We start from the raw sequence: 5,402 nt of genomic DNA, 5'->3' as shown, positions 1-5,402 counted from the left end.
AGAACTACCACTCCCAGTGAAGCTGACATGGTTTGTTGTGTTGGTGGGTTTGGGGTGTGTTTGGTCCTTGAGAACTCAACAGCGTGCACTTTTTTGAATGCCAGTTTATTTTTTTGCCTCGGCATGACCTTTTGGTTGTGTTTGTGGTTTCTTTGATGCGCATGGCCCCTTTTTTTGGGGTTGTGTGGTTGTCAGAGATCGAGCTTGCCTGTCTGCCTCTTTTTCCGGGGGTGGGTGGGTGTTTACTTCATTTATGGAGAGTTTGATCCTGGCTCAGGACGAACGCTGGCGGCGTGCTTAACACATGCAAGTCGAACGATGAAGCCTTAGCTTGCTTTGGTGGATTAGTGGCGAACGGGTGAGTAACACGTGAGCAACGTGCCCAGGACTCTGGAATAACCGCGGGAAACCGTGGCTAATACCGGATAGGTGCCGAGGCCGCATGGTCTTCGGTTGGAAAGTTTTTGCGGTTCTGGATCGGCTCACGGCCTATCAGCTTGTTGGTGGGGTAATGGCCTACCAAGGCGACGACGGGTAGCCGGCCTGAGAGGGTGACCGGCCACACTGGGACTGAGACACGGCCCAGACTCCTACGGGAGGCAGCAGTGGGGAATATTGCACAATGGGCGCAAGCCTGATGCAGCAACGCCGCGTGGGGGATGACGGCCTTCGGGTTGTAAACCTCTTTTAGTAGGGAAGAAGCGCAAGTGACGGTACCTGCAGAAAAAGCACCGGCTAACTACGTGCCAGCAGCCGCGGTAATACGTAGGGTGCAAGCGTTGTCCGGATTTATTGGGCGTAAAGAGCTCGTAGGCGGTTTGTCGCGTCTGCTGTGAAAGCCCGAGGCTCAACCTCGGGTCTGCAGTGGGTACGGGCAGGCTAGAGTGCGGTAGGGGAGATTGGAATTCCTGGTGTAGCGGTGGAATGCGCAGATATCAGGAGGAACACCGATGGCGAAGGCAGATCTCTGGGCCGTTACTGACGCTGAGGAGCGAAAGCATGGGGAGCGAACAGGATTAGATACCCTGGTAGTCCATGCCGTAAACGTTGGGCGCTAGATGTGGGGACCTTTCCACGGTTTCTGTGTCGTAGCTAACGCATTAAGCGCCCCGCCTGGGGAGTACGGCCGCAAGGCTAAAACTCAAAGGAATTGACGGGGGCCCGCACAAGCGGCGGAGCATGCGGATTAATTCGATGCAACGCGAAGAACCTTACCAAGGCTTGACATATATCGGAATCGGCTAGAGATAGTCGCGCCCTTTGGGTCGGTATACAGGTGGTGCATGGTTGTCGTCAGCTCGTGTCGTGAGATGTTCGGTTAAGTCCGGCAACGAGCGCAACCCTTGTCCTATGTTGCCAGCACGTTATGGTGGGAACTCATGGGATACTGCCGTGGTCAACACGGAGGAAGGTGGGGATGACGTCAAATCATCATGCCCCTTATGTCTTGGGCTTCACGCATGCTACAATGGCCGGTACAATGGGCTGCGATACCGCGAGGTGGAGCGAATCCCAAAAAGCCGGTCTCAGTTCGGATTGGGGTCTGCAACTCGACCCCATGAAGTCGGAGTCGCTAGTAATCGCAGATCAGCATTGCTGCGGTGAATACGTTCCCGGGCCTTGTACACACCGCCCGTCAAGTCATGAAAGTCGGTAACACCCGAAGCCGGTGGCCTAACCTTTTGGGGGGAGCTGTCGAAGGTGGGATCGGTGATTAGGACTAAGTCGTAACAAGGTAGCCGTACCGGAAGGTGCGGCTGGATCACCTCCTTTCTAAGGAGTTTGTTTTTGGCATCCCTGTTGGCTGCGAGTGTTGGCCAGGGGGTGTTTGGGTGGAACATTCTTGGAGTGTGCGTTGTTGGGTGCTGGGGGACCAGTGCCTTGCTGGGCGCGTTTTGGCGTGTTTGGTGGGGTGTGGTTTGCCTGGTCACGTCTGGTGCTGGCCTTGCCTGGTTTGGTGGGGTTGGTGTTGGGCCGTGGTGGTACGTTGAGAACTACACAGTGGACGCGAGCATCTGCAGCTGCATGTTGCCCTTTTTGTGGGTGGCGTGTGGTTGTGAGCAATTGTTGTCTTGATGAGAGTTTTTTTGATTCTTTTGTCTTGGTAATGGCAAGTTATTCTTGGTGTTCAAATTCGTAAGAGCATATGGTGGATGCCTTGGCATCTGGAGCCGATGAAGGACGTGGTAATCTGCGATAAGCCTCGGGGAGCCGATAAACGGGCGTTGATTCGAGGATTTCCGAATGGGGAAACCTGGCCAGACTTGTTCTGGTTACTCCCGTCTGAATGTATAGGGCGGTGAGGGGGAACGCGGGGAAGTGAAACATCTCAGTACTCGTAGGAAGAGAAAACAAGAGTGATTCCGTGAGTAGTGGCGAGCGAAAGCGGATGAGGCTAAACCGGTCACGTGTGAGAGTTGGTAGGCGTTGCGTGGTCGGGGTTGTGGGACTGTCTTGATCCTTCTACCAGGGGGTCGGCGTTGGTGCGCAGGGTAGGCGAATCGTTTTGAAAAGCGAACCGTAGGGGGTGTGAGTCCCGTAGCTGAAACTTTGTGTGTGGCGTGGATGGTATCCCAAGTAGCACGGAGCCCGTGAAACTTTGTGTGAATCTGTCGGGACCACCCGATAAGCCTAAATACTTCTGGATGACCGATAGTGGATAAGTACCGTGAGGGAATGGTGAAAAGTACCCCGGGAGGGGAGTGAAATAGTTCCTGAAACCGTATGCTTACAATCCGTCGGAGCCTTTTGGGGTGACGGCGTGCCTTTTGAAGAATGAGCCTGCGAGTTAGTGGTATGTGGCGAGGTTAACCCGTGTGGGGTAGCCGTAGCGAAAGCGAGTCTGAATAGGGCGTTGAGTCGCATGCTCTAGACCCGAAGCGAAGTGATCTAGCCATGGCCAGGTTGAAGCGAGGGTAAGACCTCGTGGAGGACCGAACCCACCTAGGTTGAAAACTGGGGGGATGAGCTGTGGTTAGGGGTGAAAGGCCAATCAAACTTCGTGATAGCTGGTTCTCTCCGAAATGCATTTAGGTGCAGCGTTGCGTGTTTCTTGCTGGAGGTAGAGCTACTGGATGGCCGATGGGCCCGACAAGGTTACTGACGTCAGCCAAACTCCGAATGCCGGTAAGTGAGAGCGTGGCAGTGAGACTGTGGGGGATAAGCTTCATAGTCGAGAGGGAAACAACCCAGACCAACAATTAAGGTCCCTAAGCGTGTGCTAAGTGGAAAAGGATGTGGAGTTGCAGTGACAACCAGGAGGTTGGCTTAGAAGCAGCCACCCTTGAAAGAGTGCGTAATAGCTCACTGGTCAAGTGATTCCGCGCCGACAATGTAGCGGGGCTCAAGCACACCACCGAAATTTTGGCACTCCCGTTGGGGGTGGGTAGGAGAGCGTCGTGTTGTGGGTGAAGCGGCAGAGTGATCTGGTCGTGGACGTGACACGAGTGAGAATGCAGGCATGAGTAGCGAATGACTGGTGAGAAACCAGTCCTCCGAATGACTAAGGGTTCCAGGGTCAAGTTAATCTGCCCTGGGTGAGTCGGGGCCTAAGGCGAGGCCGACAGGCGTAGTCGATGGATAACGGGTTGATATTCCCGTACCGGCGAAGAACCGTCAAATCTGATCTGGTGATGCTAAGCGTGTGAGCTTGTTTTCGCGGGCCTTTGGTTCGTGTTGATGGGTTTGTGCGTGATCCGATCCGGGGAGGGTAGCGTGGGTGTGACGCAGGAAGGTAGCCAATCCGGGTGAGTGGTTGTATCCGGGCAAGGATGTAGGGTGAGTGATAGGTAAATCCGTCGCTTGTGTGCCTGAGATCTGATGCGGAACCCGTTTTGGGGTAGTTGGTGATCCTATGCTGCCGAGAAAAGCATCGACGTGAGGTTTGAGTTGCCCGTACCCGAAACCGACACAGGTGGTCAGGTAGAGAATACCAAGGAGATCGAGAGAATCGTGGTGAAGGAACTCGGCAAAATGCCCCCGTAACTTCGGGAGAAGGGGGGCCACCCGCTTGTTAGGATTTACTCCGAGAGGGTGTGGTGGCCGCAGAGACTAGTGGGTCGCGACTGTTTATCAAAAACACAGGTCCGTGCGAAGTTGAAAGACGATGTATACGGACTGACGCCTGCCCGGTGCTGGAAGGTTAAGAGGAAGTGTTAGCTTTGGCGAAGCATTGAATTTAAGCCCCAGTAAACGGCGGTGGTAACTATAACCATCCTAAGGTAGCGAAATTCCTTGTCGGGTAAGTTCCGACCTGCACGAATGGCGTAACGACTACCCAGCTGTCTCCACCGCGAACTCGGCGAAATTGCATTACGAGTAAAGATGCTCGTTACGCGCAGCAGGACGAAAAGACCCCGTGACCTTTACTATAGCTTGGTATTGGTGATTGGTGTTACTTGTGTAGGATAGGTGGGAGACTGTGAAGTGGCCACGCTAGTGGTTGTGGAGTCGTTGTTGAAATACCACTCTGGTGATACCGGTTATCTAACTTCGGACCGTGATCCGGTTCAGGGACAGTGCCTGGTGGGTAGTTTAACTGGGGCGGTTGCCTCCTAAAGAGTAACGGAGGCGCCCAAAGGTTCCCTCAGTCTGGTTGGCAATCAGATTTTGAGTGTAAGTGCACAAGGGAGCTTGACTGTGACACTGACGGGTGGAGCAGGGACGAAAGTCGGGACTAGTGATCCGGCAGTGGCTTGTGGAAGCGCTGTCGCTCAACGGATAAAAGGTACCTCGGGGATAACAGGCTGATCTTGCCCAAGAGTCCATATCGACGGCATGGTTTGGCACCTCGATGTCGGCTCGTCGCATCCTGGGGCTGGAGTAGGTCCCAAGGGTTGGGCTGTTCGCCCATTAAAGCGGTACGCGAGCTGGGTTCAGAACGTCGTGAGACAGTTCGGTCTCTATCCGCTGCGTGCGTTGGAAGTTTGAGAAGGTCTGTCCTTAGTACGAGAGGACCGGGATGGACGAACCTCTGGTGTGTCAGTTGTTCTGCCAAGGGCACGGCTGATTGGCTACGTTCGGGATGGATAACCGCTGAAAGCATCTAAGCGGGAAGCCGGCTTCGAGATGAGACTTCCTTTGAGGTTCCCAGTAGATGACTGGGTTGATAGGCCGGATGTGGAAGCGCTGTGAGGTGTGGAGCTGACCGGTACTAATAGGCCGATTATTTGATTCTACCTTTGAATGGCTTGTTTGCTTGTGTGTGGGTGTTCGCGTTTGTTGTGTGGTTCTTGGCGTATTGCCAGGGAGTGTTTCGGTGGTTATAGCGGAGTGGGTACGCCCGGTTACATTCCGAACCCGGTAGCTAAGTGCTTTTGCGCCGATGGTACTGCAAGGGGGACTTTGTGGGAGAGTAGGTCACTGCCGAACTTTATTTTGATGGTGGGGTGCATGATCCGTTT

General features: G+C 54.2%; 3 rRNA genes. All 3 read left to right on the top strand.

Going from position 1 to position 5,402, the window contains the following annotated elements:
• Nucleotides 1–250: 250 nt before the first annotated feature.
• The 3 genes from JMV54_RS10625 to rrf all read left to right on the top strand — a co-directional run bounded on the left by JMV54_RS10625 (nt 251) and on the right by rrf (nt 5,370).
• A 16S ribosomal RNA gene (locus JMV54_RS10625) occupies nt 251–1,773 on the top strand.
• 353 nt (nt 1,774–2,126) lie between these two features.
• A 23S ribosomal RNA gene (locus JMV54_RS10620) occupies nt 2,127–5,176 on the top strand.
• A 77-nt stretch (nt 5,177–5,253) separates the two neighbouring features.
• A 5S ribosomal RNA gene (rrf, locus tag JMV54_RS10615) occupies nt 5,254–5,370 on the top strand.
• The 16S, 23S and 5S rRNA genes sit together here, the layout of an rRNA operon.
• Nucleotides 5,371–5,402 lie beyond the last annotated feature (32 nt).

Origin of the sequence: Gulosibacter hominis, from assembly GCF_904842695.1 — a bacterium.
Lineage (GTDB): Bacteria > Actinomycetota > Actinomycetes > Actinomycetales > Microbacteriaceae > Gulosibacter > Gulosibacter hominis.
The sequence above is the reverse complement of the archived record's forward strand: the minus strand, read 5'-3'. Positions and strand labels throughout refer to the sequence as shown.